Annotated in this window: 18 protein-coding genes, 3 pseudogenes and 1 riboswitch; of the genes and pseudogenes, 7 read left to right on the forward strand and 14 right to left on the reverse strand. The window is 62.3% G+C overall.

What is annotated here, in order from left to right; translation table 11 throughout:
• From LO50_RS01270 to LO50_RS01295, 6 genes and pseudogenes are all read right to left on the reverse strand, one after another.
• Nucleotides 1–218, reverse strand: a pseudogene (locus LO50_RS01270) (esterase-like activity of phytase family protein); the annotation flags it as partial.
• A complete protein-coding gene (gene parE / locus LO50_RS01275) occupies nucleotides 215–2,101 on the reverse strand; it encodes a DNA topoisomerase IV subunit B (RefSeq protein ID WP_044313840.1) in 1,887 nt (628 codons plus the stop codon). The gene parE and the pseudogene LO50_RS01270, both read right to left, overlap by 4 nt.
• A gap of 152 nt (nucleotides 2,102–2,253) precedes the next feature.
• Nucleotides 2,254–2,859, reverse strand: coding sequence for a YqiA/YcfP family alpha/beta fold hydrolase (locus LO50_RS01280; RefSeq protein ID WP_044313841.1), 606 nt, complete (start codon nucleotides 2,857–2,859; stop codon nucleotides 2,254–2,256).
• Between the two features lie 136 nt (nucleotides 2,860–2,995).
• Nucleotides 2,996–3,808, reverse strand: coding sequence for a 3',5'-cyclic-AMP phosphodiesterase (cpdA, locus tag LO50_RS01285; protein ID WP_023444890.1), 813 nt, complete (start codon nucleotides 3,806–3,808; stop codon nucleotides 2,996–2,998).
• 152 nt (nucleotides 3,809–3,960) lie between these two features.
• Nucleotides 3,961–4,407 (reverse strand): DUF1249 domain-containing protein, encoded by a 447-nt coding sequence (locus tag LO50_RS01290; protein ID WP_003301652.1) that lies wholly within the window; start codon nucleotides 4,405–4,407, stop codon nucleotides 3,961–3,963.
• Complete coding sequence (locus LO50_RS01295; protein ID WP_044313842.1) at nucleotides 4,404–5,021, reverse strand: NUDIX domain-containing protein; 618 nt, start codon at nucleotides 5,019–5,021, stop codon at nucleotides 4,404–4,406. The genes LO50_RS01290 and LO50_RS01295 overlap by 4 nt, the downstream gene beginning before the upstream one ends.
• Before the next feature lie 216 nt (nucleotides 5,022–5,237).
• On the opposite strand from LO50_RS01295, the gene LO50_RS01300 reads away from it, so the two are divergent.
• A complete protein-coding gene (locus tag LO50_RS01300) occupies nucleotides 5,238–5,975 on the forward strand; it encodes an RsiV family protein (RefSeq protein ID WP_044313843.1) in 738 nt (245 codons plus the stop codon).
• A gap of 71 nt (nucleotides 5,976–6,046) precedes the next feature.
• Here LO50_RS01300 and thiC read toward each other — a convergent pair whose 3' ends face one another.
• Entirely contained in the window at nucleotides 6,047–7,927 is a 1,881-nt protein-coding gene (gene thiC / locus LO50_RS01305; RefSeq protein WP_003285206.1) for a phosphomethylpyrimidine synthase ThiC, read from the reverse strand.
• Nucleotides 7,928–8,027: 100 nt separating this feature from the next.
• Nucleotides 8,028–8,134, reverse strand: a riboswitch (TPP riboswitch).
• Nucleotides 8,135–8,309: 175 nt separating this feature from the next.
• Here thiC and LO50_RS01310 point away from each other — a divergent pair.
• On the forward strand, nucleotides 8,310–9,770 hold the full coding sequence (locus tag LO50_RS01310) for a TolC family outer membrane protein (RefSeq protein ID WP_003301646.1): 1,461 nt from the start codon (nucleotides 8,310–8,312) through the stop codon (nucleotides 9,768–9,770).
• 200 nt (nucleotides 9,771–9,970) lie between these two features.
• Here the strand turns inward: LO50_RS01310 and waaA are convergent, their stop codons facing one another.
• Nucleotides 9,971–11,239 (reverse strand): lipid IV(A) 3-deoxy-D-manno-octulosonic acid transferase, encoded by a 1,269-nt coding sequence (gene waaA / locus LO50_RS01315; protein WP_044313844.1) that lies wholly within the window; start codon nucleotides 11,237–11,239, stop codon nucleotides 9,971–9,973.
• A gap of 119 nt (nucleotides 11,240–11,358) precedes the next feature.
• On the opposite strand from waaA, the gene LO50_RS01320 reads away from it, so the two are divergent.
• The 4 genes from LO50_RS01320 (at nucleotide 11,359) to LO50_RS01335 (ending at nucleotide 14,712) form a co-directional block, all read left to right on the forward strand.
• Nucleotides 11,359–11,691, forward strand: coding sequence for a DMT family transporter (locus tag LO50_RS01320; RefSeq protein WP_044313845.1), 333 nt, complete (start codon nucleotides 11,359–11,361; stop codon nucleotides 11,689–11,691).
• 60 nt (nucleotides 11,692–11,751) lie between these two features.
• Nucleotides 11,752–12,927 (forward strand): NAD(P)/FAD-dependent oxidoreductase, encoded by a 1,176-nt coding sequence (locus tag LO50_RS01325; RefSeq protein WP_023444874.1) that lies wholly within the window; start codon nucleotides 11,752–11,754, stop codon nucleotides 12,925–12,927.
• On the forward strand, nucleotides 12,924–13,733 hold the full coding sequence (locus LO50_RS01330) for an aldo/keto reductase (RefSeq protein WP_023445102.1): 810 nt from the start codon (nucleotides 12,924–12,926) through the stop codon (nucleotides 13,731–13,733). The genes LO50_RS01325 and LO50_RS01330 overlap by 4 nt, the downstream gene beginning before the upstream one ends.
• 91 nt (nucleotides 13,734–13,824) lie before the next feature.
• Nucleotides 13,825–14,712, forward strand: coding sequence for a hypothetical protein (locus LO50_RS01335; RefSeq protein WP_044313846.1), 888 nt, complete (start codon nucleotides 13,825–13,827; stop codon nucleotides 14,710–14,712).
• A gap of 70 nt (nucleotides 14,713–14,782) precedes the next feature.
• Here LO50_RS01335 and hldE read toward each other — a convergent pair whose 3' ends face one another.
• The 3 genes and pseudogenes from hldE to LO50_RS25620 all read right to left on the reverse strand — a co-directional run.
• Nucleotides 14,783–16,204: a bifunctional D-glycero-beta-D-manno-heptose-7-phosphate kinase/D-glycero-beta-D-manno-heptose 1-phosphate adenylyltransferase HldE gene (hldE, locus tag LO50_RS01340; protein WP_044313847.1), complete on the reverse strand. Its 1,422-nt coding sequence runs from the start codon at nucleotides 16,202–16,204 to the stop codon at nucleotides 14,783–14,785.
• 85 nt (nucleotides 16,205–16,289) lie between these two features.
• The gene (gene msbA / locus LO50_RS25260) at nucleotides 16,290–18,104 is read right to left on the reverse strand and encodes a lipid A export permease/ATP-binding protein MsbA (RefSeq protein ID WP_044313897.1); all 1,815 of its coding nucleotides are present in this window, start codon (nucleotides 18,102–18,104) and stop codon (nucleotides 16,290–16,292) included.
• Between the two features lie 255 nt (nucleotides 18,105–18,359).
• Nucleotides 18,360–19,280 (reverse strand): annotated as a pseudogene (locus tag LO50_RS25620) (O-antigen ligase family protein); the annotation flags it as partial.
• A gap of 92 nt (nucleotides 19,281–19,372) precedes the next feature.
• Between LO50_RS25620 and LO50_RS01350 the strand changes: the two are divergent.
• Nucleotides 19,373–20,001, forward strand: a pseudogene (locus LO50_RS01350) (BUD32 family EKC/KEOPS complex subunit).
• Here the strand turns inward: LO50_RS01350 and LO50_RS01355 are convergent.
• From LO50_RS01355 to LO50_RS01365, 3 genes are read right to left on the reverse strand one after another with little or no spacing between them, the layout of a single operon-like run.
• Complete coding sequence (locus tag LO50_RS01355) at nucleotides 19,926–21,077, reverse strand: glycosyltransferase (RefSeq protein ID WP_044313848.1); 1,152 nt, start codon at nucleotides 21,075–21,077, stop codon at nucleotides 19,926–19,928. The pseudogene LO50_RS01350 and the gene LO50_RS01355 overlap by 76 nt on opposite strands.
• 30 nt (nucleotides 21,078–21,107) lie before the next feature.
• Nucleotides 21,108–21,971 carry a DUF6625 family protein gene (locus LO50_RS01360; RefSeq protein ID WP_044313898.1) on the reverse strand — a complete coding sequence of 288 codons (864 nt, stop codon included), beginning with the start codon at nucleotides 21,969–21,971 and terminating at the stop codon, nucleotides 21,108–21,110.
• 53 nt (nucleotides 21,972–22,024) lie between these two features.
• The gene (locus LO50_RS01365) at nucleotides 22,025–22,984 is read right to left on the reverse strand and encodes a glycosyltransferase family protein (RefSeq protein WP_044313899.1); all 960 of its coding nucleotides are present in this window, start codon (nucleotides 22,982–22,984) and stop codon (nucleotides 22,025–22,027) included.
• Between the last annotated feature and the right edge of the window lie 10 nt (nucleotides 22,985–22,994).

Here is a 22,994-nt window from a genome sequence, read left to right on the forward strand (position 1 = left end):
TGCCAGGGCGAGACGCTGGTATCCAGACGATAGAGAACGTCGTCCTCGCGATCGGAAACGGCCCACAAGGCATCGCCACACCAGGCCATTCCAGAAAGGTTGCCACCGGCCATTCCGGCCACCGGGTGCTCGTCGAGCAGCTTCAGTTCGGGCGCCGGCTCGTTGGCCCAGAGCGGTGCCGAGGCCAGACTCAGCAGCGCTATCCAGCGACGGATCAAACCAGCACCTCCGCCAGGTTGCCCTTGGACTCGAGCCAGCTCTTGCGATCGCCGGCGCGCTTCTTCGCCAGCAGCATGTCCATGATTTCCCGGGTACCCTCGAAATCATCCAGGGTCAGCTGTACCAGTCGACGCGTGTTGGGGTCCATGGTGGTCTCGCGCAGTTGCGGCGGATTCATCTCACCGAGGCCCTTGAATCGGGTGACCTGAGGTTTTCCACGGCGCTTTTCAGCAACCAGACGCTCGAGGATGCCGTCCCGCTCGGCCTCATCCAGCGCGTAGAAAATGTCCTTGCCCAGATCGATGCGGTACAGCGGCGGCATGGCGACATACACATGGCCGGCCTCGACCAGAGGGCGGAAATGCTGAACGAACAGGGCGCAGAGCAACGTGGCGATGTGCAGGCCGTCTGAGTCGGCGTCGGCGAGGATGCAGATCTTGCCGTAACGCAGCTGGCCCAGATCGGCCGCGCCCGGATCGACGCCGATGGCGACGGCGATGTCGTGAACTTCCTGGCTGGCCAGCACTTCGCCGCCGTCGACTTCCCAGGTGTTCAGGATCTTGCCGCGCAGCGGCATGATCGCCTGGAACTCCTTGTCCCGCGCCTGCTTGGCCGAGCCGCCGGCCGAGTCACCCTCGACCAGGAACAGCTCGGCGCGCATCGGGTCCTGCCCGGCGCAGTCGGCCAGCTTGCCCGGCAGCGCCGGGCCCTGGGTGATCTTCTTGCGTTCGACCTTCTTGCCGGCCTTGAGCCGGCGCCCGGCGTTGCTGATCGCCAGTTCCGCCAGCTGCATGCCCAGTTCCGGGTGGGCGTTGAGCCAGAGGCTGAAGGCATCCTTGACCACGCCGGAGACGAAGGCGGCGGCCTCGCGGGACGACAGACGTTCCTTGGTCTGCCCGGAGAACTGCGGCTCCTGCATCTTCATCGAGAGGACGAAGGCGATGCGCTCCCAGATGTCTTCCGGCGCCAGCTTCAGCCCGCGCGGCAGCAGGTTGCGGAACTCGCAGAACTCGCGCATGGCATCCAGCAGGCCTTGGCGCAGACCGTTGACATGGGTGCCGCCCTGGGCCGTTGGAATCAGGTTGACGTAGCTCTCCTGAACGCTCTCGCCGCCCTCCGGCAGCCACAGCAGCGCCCAGTCCACCGCCTCGGTATTGCCGGCCAGGGCACCGACAAAGGGTTCGTCCGGCAGGCGCAGATACTCGCTGACCGAGTCCACCAAGTACGAACGAAGACCATCCTCGTAATGCCACTCGACCTTCTCACCGCTGGCCTTGTCCTCGAAGCTGACGCTCAGCCCCGGGCAGAGCACAGCCTTGGCCTTGAGTACATGCTTGAGCCGGCTGATGGAGAATTTGGGGGAATCGAAGTATTTCGGATCGGCCCAGAAGCGCACGCTGGTACCGGTGTTGCGCTTGCCGACGCTGCCGATGACTTCCAGGTCGGTAGCCTTGAAGCCATCGGCGAAGCTCATGCGGTACTCGTTGCCGTCACGCTTGACGGTCACTTCGACCCGCGTCGACAACGCGTTGACCACCGAGATGCCGACGCCGTGCAAACCACCGGAGAACTGATAGTTCTTGTTGGAGAACTTACCGCCCGCGTGCAGCTTGGTGAGGATCAGCTCGACGCCCGGCACGCCCTCTTCCGGGTGAATATCCACCGGCATGCCACGGCCGTCGTCGATCACTTCCAGCGAATTGTCTTGATGCAGGATCACCTGAACCGAGCGGGCATGGCCGGCGAGGGCTTCGTCGACGCTGTTGTCGATGACTTCCTGGGCCAGGTGGTTTGGCCGCGAGGTGTCGGTGTACATGCCCGGGCGCTTGCGCACCGGGTCGAGGCCGGAAAGAACCTCGATGGCTTCTGCGGTATAAGACATCTGTCTGGCACTGTCCTTATGTTCTGAATTAATCAGCCCTTGCGGGCAGCGAAATTCGCGCAACGCCGGAATGAAATGGCCGGTCCACGTTCGCGAAACCACCCTGACCGCCGACTAGCCGCGCTAACGTTGCGCCGCGCATCAGCAGCCCTTCAGAGCCGATCAAGCCATGCCTGCGGCTCGAAGCCGGCAAAGGCCAGCAGCGCCGGCAGACGCTCGGCAAATCCCTGGAAGCCATGGTCGCCACCGGCCTGAATGCGCAGTGCACAGCCACGATAGAACTGCGCGGCGTCACGGTAATCCAGTGTCTCGTCGCCCGTCTGCAGCCAGACCTGATAGCGCTCGGCATTCTGTGGTGGCGCGGTTTCCAGTTCCGCCAAGGCGGTTACATGATCGTCGGTGAGGTCCCAGACTTCCCCGCTATACAGATTGGTCTGCGGCCCAAGATAACCGTCGAACCGGCGGTGCGGTGTCACGGCCGGATTGATGAGCAATGCCTTGAGGCCATGGCGCTCGGCGAGGTGCGTCGCATAGTAGCCGCCAAGCGAGCTGCCGACCAGCAACGGCCGGCCGAGCTCGGCCAGGCATGCTTCGAGTTGGGCGATGGCCTGACGCGGATGATGGTGCAGCGCGGGGACCCGCAAGCGTTCGGCCATGCCCAGTTTCTCCAGCGCAGCGGACAACTGGCTGGCCTTCTGCGAGACCGGTGAGCTGTTGAGACCGTGGATATAGAGAATCGAAGGTGAATAGCTGGACATGGATACAGTTCGTAGGAAAACCGCAAGGCTACAAGGCACCTGCCGCCGTCTGCAAGCAGGCCGGCGGCATGATGGGTGGGTTCGGGGTATCTGCTGGCAAGTACCGCCAGCGCGTGTCACTGCGCGCAGAGGCGCGTTAGTAGCCCTTGACGCTGTAGTCGATCTCGAACTCGATACCGCTGACCCGGGAAACTCCGGTTTCCAGCTGCCCATCGGCATATAGCCGCAGCCAGCGATAACCCGGCGCGACGTTGTCGACCTGAAAGTCTTCGCTCTGCGGGGCGAACTGCACGCCGGTCGATGGCGACGCCAGCAGGCGTACGTCGTTACGCCAGCTATCAAACTCCTGGTGGATATGACCCCAGAGCAATGCACGCACGTTGCTGTGACGATCCAGCACCTCGAACAGGGCGTCAGGATTGCGCAGCCCGATGGTATCCATCCAGCGGCTGCCGATGGACACCGGATGATGGTGCAGACAGATCAGGTGGTGATGGTCCGGCGCCTCACTCAGTGCACGCTCGAGCAGTTCCAGCTGATCGTTGCGCAGCATGCCGAACACCGAGCCCGCCACCAGCGTATCGAGCATCACCACACGCCAGCCGCCGATCTCCAGCACCGGTTCCATCAGTGCACTGCCACGGCAGGCCTCACGCATTGCTGCCAGCTCGTCGTGGTTCCCCGGACACCAGCGCGCTGGTGCTTCGATGCGTTCGGCAAGCCGGCGGAACCGCTGGTAGGACGCTACCGAGCCATCCTGCGACAGGTCGCCGGTGGCAAGGATCAGGTCGATGCGCGGCTGCTCGTCGATGGCCAGCTCGACCACCTGCTCCAGGCTGTCACAGGTATTCATGCCCAGCAGCTTGCCGTCCGCTTCGGCAAACAGATGGCTGTCGGTAAGCTGCACCAGCAGAACCGAATCTTCAACAGTCAGGGACGCACCAGGCAATGCCCTTCTCCTTGAGCTAAATCGCAACGGAATTATGGTAGGTGCCCGGCAGGGGGGTAAACCTCGGGATGTGGGCTTGGATCACAGAATAGCGCTGCGCATCCAGGGCGGATCAAGCGCACTATCAGGCTATCAAGGCATGGTGCAAGGGGTCAGAGCACCGGTTCCAGCTCGTGCCCGCAGGCCAGACAGTGGCCCAGCCATTCGCCGAGGAACAGATTGAGTTGGTTCTTCTCGTCCGGCTGGTGCATCTGCGCGTTGGGGTAGTGATAAATGCCGCGGAAACGTCGCGCATTCTCGGCGCGAATGACTTCGGCCATGCGCGCATCGTGGTAAACCCGCACCTCCATCTTCGGCACCGGCAACCAGGTCAAGCAGTTCTCCTGACTGACCTGCAAGGTCGTGGTGTAAGGGCAGCTCTCCAGCACCTCGAGCACCAGCACACCGAGCAACATGTCGCCCTGACTGATGGCGATGCGGCGCGCGTCGCAACCGTTACGCATGCCCGGCAGCAGGCGCATCAGGCGCAGGTAATTGGCCTCGCAGGCCGACTGCAGCTCGAGCAGGTCGACTCGGTATCGCTCGCGCGTCTTTCTCATGTCCACGCCCCCCGCACCTGCTCTCGATTCAAGGCCAGCCACTGCAGTGCAATGATGCTGGCCGCGTTGTCGATACCACCCTCGTTGACCGCGCGGAGTGCCTTCTGCAGCGGCCAGACATGCACGCGGATATCCTCGCCTTCCTCGGCCAGACCGAAGACGCCTTGTGCGCCTTCGCTGTCGCAGCGACCGATGTAGAGATGCACCTGTTCATCGCTGCCGCCTGGGGACGGGAAGTACCGGGTGATCGGCCACAGCTCGCCCAGCTCCAGCCCGGCTTCTTCGACCGCCTCGCGCCGGGCCACCGCGTCAGGTGACTCGTCCTTGTCGATCAGCCCCGCCACCAGTTCGATCAGCCAGGGGTTCTCAACCTTGCCCAGCGCACCCACGCGGAACTGCTCGATAAGCACCACCTGATCGCGCTGCGGATCGTAGGGCAGCACGCACACGGCGTCATGCCGCACGAACAGCTCGCGACTCAACTCCGCACCCATGGCGCCGCTGAACTGGCGATGACGCAGGTGCAGGCGTTCCAGCCGGTAAAAGCCGCTGAAGCATTGCTCTCGTCGGAGGATCTGGACATCATCCGGTCCGGGCTTGAAGGTCTCGCTCATCGGGTACTACTCATATCGGTTTGAACCGCGCCTTACGTGACGGCGGGCGACTGCAACCGTCACAACGTGAGCGGCTTCGTCGCCATCCTAACGCGGCATCGCCGCTGGCGCAGCCCTTTGCAGACCACCGTAGCCGAAGAAAGCTCCACCTGCAGCGCCGCACGAACTTCAGGTGTCTTCGGCAATCGAAAGCGCACTGCCATGCCTGGACCAACCATGAATCGAACCGCCTCCATCCGCACTCTGATCCTGCTGAGCAGCCTTGTCGTGCTGCTGAGCGGCTGTCAGCACCTTGCCTCCGAACGCCCGGTGGAGGTGCGGCAGAACCTCACCGAGCAACGCCCGCAGGGCTGCCAGGGCGAAGACTGCCCGCTGGTGAACATCGACACCCTGACCTTCACCGACGAACCCGAACTGAACAACCTGATCGACGCGCGCCTGCGCCGGACGACCATCAATGGTCCGGATGATCGCCTGCCGGACTCGCTCAAGGGTTACCAGCAGCAGTTTCTGCGCGCTGCCGAACCGGGCTGGAGCAGCTACCTGCAGGCCAAGCTGCGCGAGCAGCACGGAGACATCTTGGTCGTCGAGCTGTCCAGCTATCTGTATGTCGGTGGCGCCCACGGTATGCCCGGTCGCGGCTTCATCAACTACGACCGAGAGGCCGATCGGGAATTACGTCTCGAAGACCTGCTGATCCCAGGGCAGGAGGGCAGCTTCTGGCGCGTTGCGCGCCAGGCCCATCAACGCTGGCTGGTGGAGAACGGCCACGCCCAGGACGCCGAGTTCACCGGCTTCTGGCCCTTCCAGCAGACAGAAAACATCGCGCTGCTGAAAGACAGCGTGTTGCTCAAGTACGACGTGTACAGCATTGCGCCGTACTCGAGCGGGCACCCTGAACTGTTCATCCCCCATGAACAGCTGGAAGGCATTCTGAAGCCGGAATATCTCTGAGGATACGAAGCGGGCCGGTATATGCCGACCCGCTTCGAGTCGGCTACAGCCAGTCGATCACACCTCGCCGGTCACACCTGCTTGTAGATCACCGAGCCTTCGTCCTTGAAACGCGAGGACTGCTCGGCGAAGCCCGCCTCGATGGCCTTCTGCTCGTCGGTCAGGCCGTGCTCAGCGGCGTATTCGCGCACTTCCTGGGTAATCTTCATCGAACAGAACTTCGGTCCGCACATGGAGCAGAAGTGCGCCACCTTGGCCGATTCCTTCGGCAGCGTCTCGTCGTGGAAGGCACGCGCGGTGTCCGGGTCGAGGCCGAGGTTGAACTGGTCTTCCCAGCGGAACTCGAAGCGCGCCTTGGACAACGCGTTGTCGCGAATCTGCGCGCCCGGATGACCCTTGGCGAGGTCGGCGGCGTGCGCGGCGATCTTGTAGGTGATGATGCCGGTCTTCACGTCATCCTTGTTCGGCAGACCAAGGTGCTCCTTCGGCGTGACGTAGCAGAGCATGGCGCAGCCGAACCAGCCGATCATCGCCGCACCGATGCCACTGGTGATGTGGTCGTAACCCGGCGCGATGTCGGTGGTCAGCGGGCCCAGGGTGTAGAACGGCGCCTCGTCGCAGCATTCCAGCTGCTTGTCCATATTCTCCTTGATCATGTGCATCGGCACGTGACCCGGGCCTTCGATCATGCACTGCACATCGTGTTTCCAGGCGATCTTGGTCAGCTCACCGAGGGTTTCCAGCTCACCGAACTGTGCAGCGTCGTTGGCGTCAGCGATCGAGCCCGGACGCAGGCCATCACCCAGCGAGAAGCTGACGTCATAGGCCTTCATGATTTCGCAGATTTCCTCGAAGTTCGTGTAGAGGAAATTCTCCTTGTGATGCGCCAGGCACCACTTGGCCATGATCGAGCCGCCACGGGAGACGATGCCGGTCACGCGCTTGGCCGTCAGCGGCACGTAGCGCAGCAGCACCCCGGCGTGGATGGTGAAGTAGTCCACGCCCTGTTCAGCCTGCTCGATCAGCGTGTCGCGGAACAGCTCCCAGGTCAGGTCTTCGGCCACGCCGTTGACCTTTTCCAGCGCCTGGTAGATCGGCACGGTACCGATCGGTACCGGCGAGTTGCGGATGATCCACTCGCGGGTCTCGTGGATGTGCTTGCCGGTGGACAGGTCCATCACCGTGTCCGAACCCCAGCGGATGCCCCAGGTCAGCTTGGCCACTTCCTCTTCGATCGAAGAACCCAGCGCCGAGTTGCCGATGTTGCCGTTGATCTTCACCAGGAAGTTGCGGCCGATGATCATCGGCTCGAGTTCGGTGTGGTTGATGTTGGCCGGGATGATGGCGCGACCGCGGGCCACTTCGTCACGCACGAATTCCGGCGTGATCTCCTTGGGGATCGAGGCGCCGAAGCTATGCCCGGCGTGCTGATCCTTGAGCAACCCAGCCTCTCGAGCTTCGGTCAGTTTCATGTTCTCGCGGATGGCAACGTATTCCATCTCGGGCGTGATGATGCCCTTGCGCGCATAGTGCATCTGGCTGACGTTATGCCCGGCCTTGGCCCGCCGCGGATGGCGTACATGGGCAAAACGCATGGCGGTCAGCTCGGCGTCGTTCAGGCGACGCTGGCCGAACTCGGAGGTCAACCCCGGCAGCTTCTCGGTATCGCCGCGCTCCTCGATCCAGGCACTGCGCACATCGGCCAGGCCCTTGCGTACGTCGATCTGCACGTTCGGATCGGTATAGGGGCCGGAGGTGTCGTAGACGGTAACCGGGGCGTTGATCTCGCCGCCGAAGTCGGTCGGGGTCACGTCCAGGCTAATCTCGCGCATCGGCACGCGGATATCCGGACGCGAACCCTGCACATAGATTTTCTGCGAACGCGGGAAGGGTTGGATCGACTGCTGGTCGACCTGGGCGGATTCACTCAGGTTCTGTTGTTCTACACGCATCAGGCTGGCTCCTAGAGAATTGTCGGAGCGAACCTGAAAACACGGATGGCAAGGGCATCGGGTGCGCCGGAACTGGCGCTGAGAGAGCTGGCCGAACGACTGGCGAGCACATCTTGTTCCCTACGCAGGCCTTAACCTGATCAGGTTCAACGGGATCCGGAACTTTCCGATCTCAGCCTTCGCTTCAAGGCACCCCGACAAGAACGCCATCGAGTCTAATCAAGACCCAGTACGAACGCCATGCCAAGGGCGAAAGTAGTCGACCGTTCGGTCATTCCGGCCGGCCGCAACCGGCATCTGAGATTGCCTCGCACACGCGCCTTGACCCCCCGTCAGCCGCCGCTTAGCCTTGCCCCTCAGCTCTATTCAGGATGGACCCAACATGCTGCGCAGACTTCCCCTGGCTCTCGCCGTGGCTTCCCTCACCGCCGGAGCAGCATGGGCACAGGAAACCGTCCCGCTCGCCAGCAAGACCGATCTGGTCAGCGTCTATCAGCAAGCCGTCAACAACAACGCCGACCTGGCTGCAGCGCGTGCGCAGTTTCGCGCACGCCAGGAAATCGTGCCGCAGGCGCGGGCCGGCCTGTTGCCCAACCTCAGCGCCGGCGCCGAGCTGAGCGATACCGAAACGGACGTCGACACCAGCAGGGGCTCCACCTCGCTGTCGCGCAGCGGTACCGTCTACCAGGCAACGCTGAGCCAGCCGATCTTCCGTGCCGACCGCTGGTTCCAGCTCAAGGCTGCGGAGGCTGTCAGCGAGCAGGCTGCGATCGAATACTCGATTGCCGAGCAGGACCTGATTCTGCAGAGCGCCCAGGCCTACTTCGCCGTGCTGCGCGCGCAGGACAACCTGGCGGCGGTGAAAGCCGAGGAAGCTGCATTCAAGCGCCAGCTCGACCAGGCCAACGAGCGCTTCGAAGTCGGCCTGTCGGACAAGACCGACGTGCTCGAAGCCCAGGCCGGCTTCGATACCGCCCGGGCCAATCGCTCCATCGCACAGCGCCAGGTCGAGGACGCCTTCCAGGCGTTGTACACACTGACCAACCGCGAATACATCGCCCTCGAAGGCATCCGCCACACCCTGCCGGTGCTGGCCCCGGTGCCGAACGAGGCCAAGGCGTGGGTCGATACCGCAACGCGGCAGAACCTCAACCTGCTGGCGGTCAATTACGCGGTGACCGCAGCGGAAGAAACCCTGCGCCAGCGCCGCTCCGGCCATGCACCGACGCTCGATGCGGTGGCGTCCTATCGCAAGGGCGACAACGATGCGCTGGGCTTCACGAACACCGACTCGACCGGTCTACCACCAGGTGTAATGCCGCGCTACACCGGTGACGTCGAGCAGCGCAGCATCGGCCTGCAGCTGAACATTCCGCTCTACAGCGGCGGCCTGACCACTTCGCAGAGTCGCGAGGCCTATTACCAGCTGAGCCAGAGCGAGCAACAGCGCGAGAGCCTGCGCCGCCAGGTGGTCGAATCCACACGCAATCTGCACCGAGCGGTGAATACGGATATCGAGCAGGTCGAGGCTCGCCGGCAATCGATCATCTCCAATCAGAGCGCGCTGGAGGCGACGGAGATCGGCTATCAGGTCGGCACGCGCAACATCGTCGACGTGCTCGACACCCAGCGCCGCCTTTACGGCGCCGTGCGCGACTACAACAACGCCCGCTACGACTACATTCTCGACAATCTGCGCCTGAAACAGGCCGCCGGCACGCTCAATCCGGACGATCTGCAGCAGCTGGCGGCGTACCTGAAGCCCGACTACAACCCGGACACCGACTTCCTGCCACCGGACCTGCCGCAAACCATCGGCCAGCCGGTGCGAATTGACTATTGATCAGAGAGCCGCTGTGTTTGCTTGACCCGCAGATTGGTGGGCTCAAGCCCACCAAGCTCGCCGCCAAGCAAAACGAAGTACCCGCAGTGGGAAGCTGCAACGCGGCCGGTCCGTAGGGTGGGCTTCAGCCCACCAAGCTCGCGCACTACGGACGGCGGCGGCAGTCGTGCAGGCTTTGCCTTCCAGGCCAGACGCAACCGCTAGCCGAGCAATCGCCCCAAACCTGCCAGCAATCGCTCCAGCGCCCCTTGATTGGCCCTGAGCACGCCGAGGCCGGCATTGCGCATACGCTCTGCCACATCCGGGTCGCGCCAAAGCTCGCTGACTGTCAGAGACAATTGCGCGGCATCCTGCACTTCACGCAGGGCGCCAGCAGCGCGCAACTGTGCCGATATCTCGAGAAAGTTGAACAGGTGCGGGCCGCTGAGCACCGGCTTGCCCAGCGCTGCGGGCTCGAGGAGGTTGTGCCCGCCGTTGGGCACCAGACTGCCGCCAACGAAGGCGATATCCGCCAGCGCGTAGAGAAACAGCAGCTCGCCCATGGTGTCGCCGACCAGTACCTGGGTGCCGGCGTCGACCACTTCCCCCGTCGAGCGCCGCACGGCAACAAACCCATCCCTGACCGCCGACTCGTACACCGAGGCGAAGCGCTCCGGGTGCCTGGGCACCAGGATCAGCAGCGCCTGCGGATGGTTGCTGAGCAGCTGGCGATGCGCAGCCAGAATGATCTCGTCCTCGCCGGCGTGAGTACTGGCGGCGATCCACAATGGACGTTCCAGCGCCGCCCACTGCTGGCGCAATTTACTGGCACGCTCCAGCAGTGCCGGGTCGATGGTCAGGTCGAACTTGATCGATCCGGTCACCTCCACGCACTCATCGCGCGCACCGAGCTGGCGAAAACGTTCGGCTTCAGCCTCGGTCTGCACGGCAATCAGGCTCAGCTTAGCCAGCATCGGCGCAGTCAGACGGGCGAAGCGCGCATAGCCGCGGGCCGAGCGCTCGGACAAGCGCGCATTGGCCAGCGCCACCGGAATGCCGCGGCGTGCACACTGATGGATATGGTTGGGCCAGAGTTCGGTCTCCATAACCACCGCCAGCTTCGGCCGCACGCGGTCAAGAAAGCGCGCCGCCGCCCAGGGCAGGTCATATGGCAGATAGCAGTGCTGCACGCTGTCGCCGAACAGCGCCTGGATGCGCTCCGAGCCGGTCGGGGTCATGCAGGTGACGGTGATCGGCAGATGCGGATAGCGCGCCATCAGTTCGCGGATCATCGGCGCCGCGGCGATGCTCTCGCCGACCGATACCGCATGCACCCAGATGCCACCCGGACGAAGCGGCGGCAAACCAAAGGCGAAACGTTCGCCGATACGACGGGAGTAGGCCGGCGCGCGCCAGGCGCGCCAGAGCAGGCGCAGAAATACCAGTGGCAGGCCGAGGTGGAACAGCAGGGGATAGAGGGTGCGATTCATGGGCGCGGAGCTTAGCAAGCCGCCTGCCGGCGAGCCACAATCGCCACGGCTGGCGAACTAGTTGACGAGGACGCGACCGAACGAAGTTGACCTCCTCCAGCCCACGATCAGGATTTCCCATGTCCGGTTACGTTTACCTGGCCATAGCCATCTGCGCCGAAGTGATCGCCACCACCTCGATGAAAGCCCTGGCCGGCTTCAGCCGCCCGCTGCCCCTGTTGCTGGTGATCTGTGGCTATAGCCTGTCGTTCTGGATGCTGGCGCTGGTGGTGAAGACCATTCCGGTGGGGATCGCCTACGCCATCTGGGCGGGCCTGGGCATCGTGCTGGTCAGCATCGCTGCGGCGCTGATCTATCGCCAGCACCTGGACCTGCCGGCAGTGCTCGGTATGGCCCTGATCATCGCTGGCGTGGTGGTCATTCAGCTGTTCTCCGGCAGCACCGCCCTCTGAGCGCCCCGCGAACTGCATGCAGTTATACTGCGCGTCCGTTTCCCCGTATGAGGCCTGCACATGCCTGAATCCCTCAGCACCGATGTCCTAATCGTTGGCGGCGGCGTCGCCGGCCTCTGGCTCAACGCGCGCCTGCGCAGGCAAGGTTTTGCCACGTTGCTGGTGGACAAGGGAACGCTGGGTGGCGGGCAGAGCGTGAAGTCCCAGGGCATCATTCATGGCGGTACCAAATACGCCTTGAGCGGCGCCCTAACCGGCGCATCCGAAGCCATCGCCGACATGCCACGGCGCTGGCGCGAGGCTCTTGAAGGCAAGGGCGAGCTGGATCTCAGCGGCGTGCGCCTGCTGTCCGATGCGCATTACCTCTGGTCGCCCGGCACGCTGGCCGGCAACCTCACCAGCTTCTTCGCCAGCAAGGCAGTGCGCTCGCGGGTTGGTCAGGTCAAGGGCGACGAACTGCCACCCGCTCTGCAACACCCGAAATTCAAAGGCAAGGTCTACCGCCTCAGCGAACTGGTGCTCGATGTGCCCAGTCTGATCGCCCGCCTGGCCGAACTGGCCGGCGACAGCCTGCTCGCCGGCCAGCAGGTCGAACCGCTGCTCGATGGCGACGAGCTGGTCGGTCTGCGCGTCGACGGCCGCGAGATCCGCGCTCAGCGCATCGTTTTCAGCGCCGGCGGCGGAACGGCCGAGCTGCTCACTTCGCTCGGCCTGCAGCAGCCGGCCATGCAGCGCCGACCGCTGCACATGGTCATCGTCAAGGCGCCGACGCTCAAGCCGCTCTACGCCCACTGCCTGGGCGGCGGCACCAAACCGCGAATCACCGTGACCAGCCATCCGGCGGCAGACGGCGAGTGGGTCTGGTACCTGGGCGGCGATCTGGCCGAAGCCGATGGCGTGGCGCGCGACGAAGCCAGCCAGATCGCCGCGGCGAAGAAGGAACTGGCCGAGCTGGTACCCTGGATCGACCTGTCCGCAGCGCACTGGACCACGCTGCGCATCGACCGCGCCGAGCCGGCGCAATCGGCCCTCGCCCGTCCGGACAACGCCTTTCTCGCCGAGCAGGGCCGCCTGCTGGTCGGCTGGCCGACCAAGCTGGCGCTGTCACCGGACTTTTCCGACCGCGTCGAAGCCGCTCTCGCCCGCGACGGCATTCGCCCCGTCCAGCATCCTGCACTACCGGAACTGCCGCGACCACCGTTGACCGGGCCGTTCTGGGAAGGGCTGCTGCCATGAACGCGACGCTGCATGACATGCACCGCCCACTGGGCAGCACCGGCCTGCGCATTTCGCCGTTGGGTCTGGGCACGGTCAAGCTGGGTCGCGACCAGGGCGTGAAGTACCCCAGCGGCTTCGCCATCCCCGACGATGCCCAGGCTCGCGAACTGCTGACCCTGGCCCGCGAACTGGGTATCAACCTGATCGACACCGCGCCGGCCTACGGCGTCAGCGAGGAACGGCTCGGCCCGTTGCTGGCCGGACAGCGCGAGGATTGGGTGATCGTCAGCAAGGTTGGCGAGGAGTTCGAGAACGGCCAGTCGCGTTTCGACTTTTCTGCCGCCCACACGCGCTTCTCGGTGGAGCGCAGCCTCAAGCGTCTGCGTACCGACCGCATCGAGCTGGTGCTGGTGCATTCGGACGGCAACGACTTCGATATCCTGCAGCACACCGAGGTCTACCAGACCCTGGCCCAACTCAAGCGCGAGGGCAAGATCCTCGCCTTCGGTCTGTCCGGCAAGACGGTCGATGGTGGACTGCTTGCGCTGCAGCAGGGCGACTGCGCGATGGTGACCTACAACCTCAACGAGCAGGCCGAACGACCGGTCCTCGACTACGCTGCTGCACACGGCAAGGGCATCCTGATCAAGAAAGCCCTGGCCAGCGGACATGCCTGCCTCAAGCCAGGCGACGACCCGGTCCGCCGCAGTTTCGAGCTGCTGTTCGGTCACCCAGGGGTCAGCGGCGCGATCATCGGCACTATCAATCCGCAGCATTTGACGGCTAACGTACGGACTGCTGCTGCCGTTCTGACCGGCAACTGAAACGGTCCTGGCGGCAACGTTCATCCGCTGCGCGGAAAGCGCATTACGCTGATGCCGCGCGGTTACTTTCTTCGCCGCAAGGAGAAACCGAATGCCAAGAGTTCTGGTGCGCAAGAGCCCTGCCGCATTCAAGACCCTGCCTCTCTACGTCGAGGCCAGCCAGGACAACCTGAGCTACCAGAGTCTGGGCCGGCCGCTGAACTTCAGCGAAGTGATCGAGCGCCGCCGCCCGGTGGAGGTGTCCGATCCGGGCCGTTTTGCCATCGAACTGGCCAATCTCGGCGTTTCAGTGCGTCTGACCATGAGCTGGCAGGGCCGCGAATACTGGGTGCTGGTCCGTCAGCAGCGGCCGGACCGTGGTGACGTTGTGCTCAAGCTGATTTCCGGCTACATCCCGGCGCATGAGCTGAACCTGCCGCTGCTTACCGCCATTCAGGAAATCGCCGAAGAATGCCTGCTGGAAACCCCTGAAGGCTGGCTTGCCGGGCGTTTCGGCGATACCTGGCTGCCCACTCCGTACCAGGCCAGCCTGCACTACCGAGAGGCGGTGCACTTCAAGCTCGCCTCGCAATCCGGCGCCACGCGCCCGGTGCAGTGCGGCAACATGGTGCTGATGGAGCGTCCTCGCGCCTATGTACACCTGCCGACCGCATCGTTGCAGCTGGTATATGACATGCGCATGGAGCTACCGAAAGAGACGCGACAGCTGAGCCTGTTTCATGTCGACGAACGCTTGGAAGACGGGCAATTGGTTGCGCGCCTGGAGCGCAGCCGGCCCGACATCTACCTGATACCGCTGCATCAGGGCCAGCCGCAGGATCAGCTGCTGCAACTGCGCAATGGCCAGTTCACCCCGGTGAACACTCGCGGCCTGTGGCTATCGGAAAGCTTTGCGCCGCAGGAAGGCTGGGTGGTGCGCGACGAGCGCGTTCGCTGGCGGGATTGGTGGGCGGCACGGCCGATGGCGGCCGCCCGTTAACGCGTAGTGGGTAGCCGCGAAAAGCGGCTATCCACCTACTGACGATACGCGGTAGGCGTATCCAATAGACTCAGCGGCTGCGGATCTTCTCGACGATGGCTGTGGTCGAGCTGTTTTCCACCAGCCCCAACACCTTCACCACGCCACCGTACGCCTTGACCAACTCGGCACCGACCACCTGATCGACGCCATAGTCGCCGCCCTTGACCAGCACATCGGGGCGGACCTGGGCCAGCAGGTTTTCCGGCGTGTCCTCCGAAAAGCACACCACCCAATCCACCGCTTCCAGACCGGCCAGCACCGCCATGCGGCGATCTACCGAGTTGATCGGCCGCCCCGGCCCCTTCAGGCGGCTGACCGAGCCGTCGTCGTTGACTGCCACGACCAGACGGTCACCTTGCGCCCGGGCCTGTTCCAGATAGGTCACATGGCCAGCGTGCAGGATGTCGAAACAGCCATTGGTGAAGACGATCTTCTCGCCCTCTGCCCGTGCATCCTCGACCGCAGTGAGCAGTTGTTCGACGGTCATTACACCGCGCTCGGAGCCCTCTTCGCGCTGTACGGCTCGGCGCAACTCGGGTGCGCTGATACAGGCGGTACCCAGCTTGCCGACCACGATGCCGGCGGCTAGGTTGGCCAGTGCCACGGCCTGCGGCAGCTGCTCACCGGCAGCGATGGCTGCCGCCAGAGTTGAAATGACGGTATCCCCGGCGCCGGTCACATCGAACACCTCGCGCGCCCGCGCCGGCAGATGCAACGCGGCGTGGTCGGGGCGCAGCAGGGTCATGCCGTGCTCGCCGCGGGTCACCAGCAGAGCGTCCAGCTGCAGGCGGCGCATCAGCTCGGCGCCCTTGGCGACCAGCTCGGCCTCATCGGCGCAATGCCCGACGATCGCCTCGAACTCGCCGAGGTTCGGCGTGATCAGCGACGCGCCACGATAGATCTCGAAATCCTTGCCCTTGGGATCGGCCAGCACCGGAATCCCGCGGCGGCGCGCCGCCTGGATCAACGCCTGATGATTCCTCAGCGCGCCCTTGCCGTAGTCAGACAGCACTAGCACCTTGACCCCGGCCAACAGCGCCTCGACCTCAGCCAGGATCGCCGCCGGATCGGTATCGAACGGCTCCTCGAAATCCATGCGCAGCAATTGCTGATGGCGGCTCATCACGCGCAGCTTGACGATGGTCGGCTGGTGCTCAATGCATTGGAAATGCGCTTCAACGCCGGCGGCTGCGAGGCTGTCGACCAGGCTCTGACGCGCCTCGTCCTCGCCGGTCACGCCGACCAACCGGGCAGGCGCGCCCAGTGCAGCGATGTTCAGCGCAACGTTGGCTGCGCCACCGGGGCGATCCTCGATCTGCTCGACCTTGACCACCGGCACCGGCGCCTCCGGCGAAATCCGCGACGTGCCGCCATGCCAATAGCGATCGAGCATGACGTCACCCACCACCAGGACGGGGGCTTGGTCGAAACGGGGCATGGACAGCTTCATTGAGAGGGCTCCGGGGCGCTGGAAAACGCCGCGGATCATAGCATGCCGGCGCGCCGCGGCTCGCGCGCCCCAGCGGACACGCGGATCACGCCGGCTCGTCGTCTTTGAACTGCTTCTCGTGCAAACGAGCATAAGCACCGTTGGCCGCCAGCAGCTGCGCATGGTTGCCGCGCTCGACGATACGCCCCTGCTCCATCACCAGAATCAGATCGGCCTTCTCGATGGTGCTTAGACGATGGGCGATGACCAGCGTGGTGCGTCCACTCATGGCGTGGTCCAGCGCGCTCTGGATATGCCGCTCGGATTCGGTGTCCAGCGCCGAAGTCGCCTCGTCGAGGATCAGTACCGGCGCGTTCTTCAACAGCGCGCGGGCGATCGCCAGACGCTGGCGCTGACCGCCGGAAAGCAACACACCATTCTCGCCAACCAGCGTCTGGTAGCCTTGCGGCATCTGCTGGATGAACTCGTCCGCATAGGCATCGCGAGCCGCGCGCTGAATATTTTCCAACGGGGCACCAGCCAGATCGCCGTAGGCGATGTTGTTAGCAACAGTGTCGTTGAACAAGGTCACCTGCTGAGTCACCAGAGCGATATGCCGGCGCAGGTTGCGCAGCGTGTAGTCCTCGATATCCACACCGTCGAGCAGAATCTGCCCTTGATCGTGGTGGTAGAACCGCGGAATAAGATTGGCCAGGGTGGATTTGCCACTGCCCGAACGGCCGACCAGCGCGACCATCTGCCCCGGCTCGACATTGAAGCTGATGTCGTGCAGCACCTGCTTGTCGGTGCCCTGATAGACGAAGCTCAGCCCGTTGATCTCCAGGCGCCCCGCCACTCGCTCACGCTCCAGCGTACCGCCATCGACTTCCGAGGCCTCGTCCAGCTGCTCGAAGATGCTTTCGGCACCGGAAACACCCTTTTGTATGGTGGAACTGACCTCGGACAGCTGCCGGATCGGTTTCGGCAGCAGGCCGGCCAGGGTGATGTAAGCAACCAGATCGCCGGCAGAAGCATCGCCGCGCATGTACAGCACCAGAAACATCAGCACTGCCATCGCGCTGTAGATCACCAGTTGCAGCGTCGGCGTATAGACCGCATTGGTCTTGACCATGCGCAGCTGCTTGCCGGTGTTGTCCTGACTCGCGCCGAGAAAACGCGCCTGCTCGTAGGCCTCGCCACCGAAACTGCGCACGACCCGGTAGCCCTGGATGGTTTCCGAGGCCACATGGGTGACATCGCCCATCGCGACCTGGATTTTCTTGCTCTGCTTGCGAAATTTCTTGCTGGCACTGGACACCATCACCCCGATCACCGGCAGGATCGCCACCATCACCAGCGTCAGCTTCCAGTTCATCCACAGCAGCGTCGCGAACAGAAAGATCACCGTCATACCCTCGCGCACCACCACCTTGATCGCATCGGTCGCCGCTCCGGTGACCATGGTCACGTTGTAGGTGATGCGCGAGATCAGATGCCCGGAGTTGTGGCTGTCGAAGTAGCGATTGGGGAGCGTCAGCAGGTTGTTGAACAGCGCTACACGCAGGTCATGTACCAATCCCAGCGAGACGCGGGCGAGGAAATAGTTGCCAAGAAACGAACCGACACCCTGCAACAGCGCGATGACCACGATCAGCAAGGGCACCGCCTGCAGCAGCTTCAGCCCGGCCAGCCACTCCAGCTCGTTGAGATGAGGTACCTGGGCAAAAAAACTGGCGTCCGGGTTGTTCAGCCCATCGACGAAGAACTTGAGGATGTAGCCCAGCATGGGCTGCGTAGAGGCGAAGAGCAGGAAGCCGAGGATGCTGATTGCAAACAGGCTCCAGTACGGGACCACATAGCGCAGCAACCGCAGGTAGATACTCAGACTGGATGTCGTGTCGGCTTTCCGAGGGCCACTCATAGGAGAATGCAGCCTGTCTGTCAAAGGCCTGGGATGGTAACACAGCGAGCTGGCCGCCCCTGCCCCCAGCGCCAGCCCCACTGGCAGCCAGGTTAGGAACCATTCCGGGCGAGGCGAATCCCAAAGATTCGCGCCATCGAACAACAACGCAAAGGTGCTGAAAAACCACATGCCCAACAATGCGCCGCCGAGAACGGTGGCTCGCTCACGCACAGCGATGACGAAGCAACGCAGCCAAACTGCCAGCCATAAAATGAGTCCGGGCAAGCCAAGCTCTACCGCAGCATGAGTAAACAGGTTGTGAGTGTGGTCGAATATGCGCCCCAGGGCTCCGACCTGATAATCGCTGCCCAACCCCAAACCTAACCAAGGCCGATCTCCGATCATCGCGAGACTTGCAGCGAATATTTCAGGGCGGTAGGAGGTGCCCCTGGCGACAACATAACTGCCGAACAACCAGTACCCCAACGCAGCCACGACCAGCAGCAGGAACGCAACGAACAAGTCGGCACGGCCGCTCCGCCAAGCAGGCATCAGCAAGATAGTCGCCAGCAGAGCAACCCATACGCCACGGCTCTGCGTCATCACGACAAAAGTGAACAGCGCCAACAAACCAAGCGCCCACACAATGCGCAGCATGGCGCGGCTGGGTGGCAAACAGAACCACCAAATCAGCGCTATACCGAACACGTATCCACCGATAATCGGATGGTCTAGCAGGCCATAACCCTGCATCCGCCAGGCCCAAGGCTTCGCCTCGATCCCATAACGCTGAACCAGCGCTACCAGCGCTGCAAGCGCCAGTCCCAAACCAGCCCACTGCAACACCGAAACGACGCGTCGTGGCTGTCGCATGAGGCATACCAGGCCCAGCAAAAAAAGCACCACGTATATCAGCCGTTTGACTTCGCGCGCAGGCTCCTCGGCGGCGCTCCAGAACGAGCTAACGGCAGCCCACGCAACCAGCGCGACCAATGCTGTCAGCAGCGACTTTTCCTTGCGCCAGAGGTCGAGCAGCACCGTACGACAGGACCAACAAGCCCACATGGCCGGCAGCCAGAAAAACACGATCAAGCCTTGTTGGTAAAATTTAGTCGTCGAAATCCAGGTTATGCCCAGCAGGAACCACACCAACCCCAGCGTTAGCCAGGTCAACCCTAAACGACGGCTATCCATACTACCCCTTCGGAAAACGGCGAATGCGCCAGCACCAGCGATGTTAGAATGCGCGCCTTGTCCCGACGTTCGCACACTGCTTAAGGCCAACCATGCATGTAAGCCAATTATGCCAGCGAGACTTGCAACAACTCACCCATAATGCGGCAATTCTCGAAGCGGATGGTCTGGGTCCCAAGGTCCTGCAGCTTGAGAGCGGTCTATTTCTAAAATTCTTTCGTCGAAAGCGCTGGCTTTCCTCGGCATTGCTGCGGCCTTATTCGCGTCGATTCGTCAAGAACGCCGAACGCCTCCAAGCCCTGGATATCGCTACGCTAAAGGTGCGGGCAATATACGAACTGTCGGATAAATCGGCGGACGCGGTGCTTTATGCCCCGCTGCTGGGCAGCTCGCTAAGTCAACTTGCAACGCAGCCTGGCTTCAGTTGGTCAACAATCCTGCCCAAGCTGATTGGATTCGTACGCGAGCTGCATCGCAAGGGTATTTATTTCCGCTCGCTGCACTGGGAAATATTGTCCTTACTCCGCAAGGTTCGCTGGGGCTGATCGATATCGCCGATATGCGTTTCCTGGGCCGATCTCTACCGAACCATATGATTCGACGTAATCTGGCGCACTTCAAACGATATCTCGAACGTGAAAAATTTCAGAACGCCTTTCCGTTTTCGCAGTTCTGCGATGCGCTGACCGTTCCCGAGTCATCGGCCAGCAGCTCAACGTAACTCTTGCGGAACCGTTTCCAGGCCTGCTCCGATGCTAGGTGATTCCCCTGCTCGACGGCGAGCGATCGCCGATCCGAATCGAGCACATGCTCAATGGCGGTGACCCAGCCGGACACATCGTTCGGCGAGACGTAAATGCCCTTGACCCCCAACTGCTCGACGAAGACTGGCAGATCGCTGGCAACGACCGGCACATCCGCCATCACCGCTTCTTGCAAAACCAAACCCAACCCTTCACTGCGGGACGGAATCAACATCACATCGAACGCTTTATATAGCTGCGCAGCGTCCTGTCGATATCCCGCCAGCGTAACCATTCGGCCTAGGCTCAGGCGTCGGATACGTGACTCCAGTTCCGGTCGTTGCCTCCCTTCGCCCACGAGCACCAGGTGGATGTTTGTCCGCACGCGTGACAACTCACTCAGCACATCGAGCATGGGCAGAAAGCCCTTTTCCTCGACCAGCCGCCCAACCGTGCCCAGGACAATGCTTGCGCTATCAAGGCCCAGTCTGCCCCTGGCTTCGTCGCGAGAAATCAGTTCCTGCTTGAACGAATGCGGGTTTATCGCTGTTCGTGCAGCGAACACCGCTCTACCCAGCTTCGCGCCCAGAGATTCGGCGAGCGCCTCGGACACCGCGACCAGCCTCAGACGATGCGCAGCAATCGCGTCGAACAACTTCGGATCGCTCCGACGCATGCGGCTTTGCCCGTGGAACACGACGATGACCCGGGACTTAAGGTGCAATCTCGCCACCACCGGAATGATCAACCGAGCCACGCCAATGCCATCGAGCAACAACACTTTCGGATTGAGTCGCTCGATCTCGCGGGCAAGGTGCCGCTGCAACCACCACTGCGATAGTTTCCAGATGCCCCGACCTTTGAGCGCCCTCGAGCTCAGCCGCCAATGCAGCATTTGCCCGCAATCAGAGTTCCGCGCAGCCTCGCGCCCCATCAGCATCCAAGTGTGCATTTTTTCTCTTTCATCAGCCACTAGGGAAAGAATCTCCTCATGCACTCGATGAATGGAGGTATGCGCCTTGCCGGAAGACCACAAAATACTAAGGATACTCAAGCCGAATGCTCCAGCATGAGCACTCTGGGGTTAAAGCGAGCCATCGGTACTCGTTCTCCGTCCGATAACAGCCAGCCCGTCTAAAGCCCGAAACCCTTGTTCTGTAACGCACCACGATTGCTGAGCGGCAAGATTTTCAGGCTGCACCAGTGACTCGAGGGTACAGCCTGACCACTTGGCGTTCTTCCAGGTTATGAAATGGAAATAGGGAAAATCTCGCGCACCATCCCGGTTGTTGGTCAGCCGCCCATCGTTCCATATCCAGCAGTCGGGGAAATCGAAGCCACCGCTGAGCCAGGGAACCCGCGCATGCGGCGTACTGAACGCCTCGTTAAATTCACTGCATCGACGCCACGGATTGAAGCGATCAGCCATCCGCCGAAGCGCCTCGGGCCAGTTTTTTCGCCGAATGAACAATCGGCTGAACGCCGCTTCGTCGAACGCGCGGTGCTCGGGATCTTCGAAACAAGCCTGCCAGCCGGGGACGCGCATGAACGCCTGGCGCATACGCTCGTTATTGCGCAGCAAACACAAATGGCCCGAAACGCGACGTGCGTGGGTAGACAGCAGATCGTATCGGGCGAGTCGCTCCTCGGAAAAATAGCCGCGCAACTGACCGTAGACGAGATCGATATCGCTGAACCCCCAGAAGTCGAAGCCATCCAGATACTCGGCGTGGATATGCCCTAGCGCAGGCTTGATATCGCAGAGCTTGTAAGGATTGGTCGGCTTGAAGCATATGCCCAGACGCTCGCTGACCAATTGACAGTAGTCAGCAAACGAAATCGGTACGATCCGTACGTTATCCGGAAGGTCGTCTGGCGTTCCGCAATCGCTGAAAAAGAGCCAGTCTATATCGGCGTTCCGCTTGCAGGTCTGCAGGAAAAACGGCATCCAGAACGGCCATCGGCCGAAATAGGGAATCAGCAAGCGAATACGTGATTGATTCACTTCAGCCTCCAGTACAGACGCAGCCGATCCCACAGGCCCATCGGCGGGCGGTCCCGTAACGGCTTATCCAACGCCAGGACGATACGCTGCCCGACACGCGAGAAGCTGTACTCCCGCTCCGCCAAGGCCCGACCCGCAGAAGCGATGCGCGCCGCCAGGTCGGGATCCGAACGCAACATCGCCAGCTTGCTTCGCAGCTCATCGACACTGCGGTAAAGCACCAGGTTCTCCATATCGACGAAACCCAGCGCCTTGTTTTCCGCTTCGCCCTGATCCCACGCCAGCAATACACAACCGCAGGCCATAGCCTCGAAGTTCTTGATCATGTATTCGCCCATACCGACGTCGGCACTGACGAAGAAGCGAATGCGGTTGAGGGTATTGCAATAATCTTCACCGGAATTGGTGCGTGTAACGACCAGATCCTCGACTTTTGCCAGCTCATCGAGTAACGCCTTGCGTTCGCTATAGGCGCCGCTTTTGGTGCTGCCCACGAAGGCCAGCTCAATATCTCGCGCCTGCCCCAGGTCGCACAGTAATGTCTGGTCGTAACCCTTAGGGACGAAGACTGCATCGAAACCTTCCTGGCGAAGCCGCTCGCTGACCATGGAACCGGAGCTGATCACACGCACCCACGGCAAGCGGCGATAGTGTGCGCTGAACTTCCCGGTGTATTTGCAGGCGATGTAGTTCTGATAAGCGTCGTGCTCCAGTATCACCAGATTCGGCACACTGCGAATGAACCCAACTTGCCGAATCTCCTGCTTGAAGCGCACGAAGAACACAATGCGGTCATACCCCTGCGGGTTTACGCTCTCGGCGAAGTAGCGCTTCAAATTGGCCTGCTCTTCACGGCTCAGCCACCGAGTGTCGCATTCACAATTGTGCGCAATACTTTCATACAAGCGGTCAAGCATGACGCGCTGTTCTTTTTGCACAAGTAGCAGAACTTTCAGCATTGGACGG

The organism is Stutzerimonas stutzeri, from assembly GCF_000935215.1.
In the GTDB taxonomy this organism is placed as follows: domain Bacteria; phylum Pseudomonadota; class Gammaproteobacteria; order Pseudomonadales; family Pseudomonadaceae; genus Stutzerimonas.

Excerpts from the sequence above, each read along its gene's own strand:
- parE (WP_044313840.1), bottom strand. The coding sequence starts at position 2,101 with ATGTCTTATACCGCAGAAGCCATCGAGGTTCTTTCCGGCCTCGACCCG.
- LO50_RS01280 (WP_044313841.1), bottom strand. The coding sequence starts at position 2,859 with ATGTCCAGCTATTCACCTTCGATTCTCTATATCCACGGTCTCAACAGC.
- LO50_RS01290 (WP_003301652.1), bottom strand. The coding sequence starts at position 4,407 with ATGAGAAAGACGCGCGAGCGATACCGAGTCGACCTGCTCGAGCTGCAG.
- LO50_RS01295 (WP_044313842.1), bottom strand. The coding sequence starts at position 5,021 with ATGAGCGAGACCTTCAAGCCCGGACCGGATGATGTCCAGATCCTCCGA.
- LO50_RS01300 (WP_044313843.1), top strand. The coding sequence starts at position 5,238 with ATGAATCGAACCGCCTCCATCCGCACTCTGATCCTGCTGAGCAGCCTT.
- thiC (WP_003285206.1), bottom strand. The coding sequence starts at position 7,927 with ATGCGTGTAGAACAACAGAACCTGAGTGAATCCGCCCAGGTCGACCAG.
- LO50_RS01310 (WP_003301646.1), top strand. The coding sequence starts at position 8,310 with ATGCTGCGCAGACTTCCCCTGGCTCTCGCCGTGGCTTCCCTCACCGCC.
- waaA (WP_044313844.1), bottom strand. The coding sequence starts at position 11,239 with ATGAATCGCACCCTCTATCCCCTGCTGTTCCACCTCGGCCTGCCACTG.
- LO50_RS01320 (WP_044313845.1), top strand. The coding sequence starts at position 11,359 with ATGTCCGGTTACGTTTACCTGGCCATAGCCATCTGCGCCGAAGTGATC.
- LO50_RS01325 (WP_023444874.1), top strand. The coding sequence starts at position 11,752 with ATGCCTGAATCCCTCAGCACCGATGTCCTAATCGTTGGCGGCGGCGTC.
- LO50_RS01330 (WP_023445102.1), top strand. The coding sequence starts at position 12,924 with ATGAACGCGACGCTGCATGACATGCACCGCCCACTGGGCAGCACCGGC.
- LO50_RS01335 (WP_044313846.1), top strand. The coding sequence starts at position 13,825 with ATGCCAAGAGTTCTGGTGCGCAAGAGCCCTGCCGCATTCAAGACCCTG.
- hldE (WP_044313847.1), bottom strand. The coding sequence starts at position 16,204 with ATGAAGCTGTCCATGCCCCGTTTCGACCAAGCCCCCGTCCTGGTGGTG.
- msbA (WP_044313897.1), bottom strand. The coding sequence starts at position 18,104 with ATGAGTGGCCCTCGGAAAGCCGACACGACATCCAGTCTGAGTATCTAC.
- LO50_RS01360 (WP_044313898.1), bottom strand. The coding sequence starts at position 21,971 with ATGCCGTTTTTCCTGCAGACCTGCAAGCGGAACGCCGATATAGACTGG.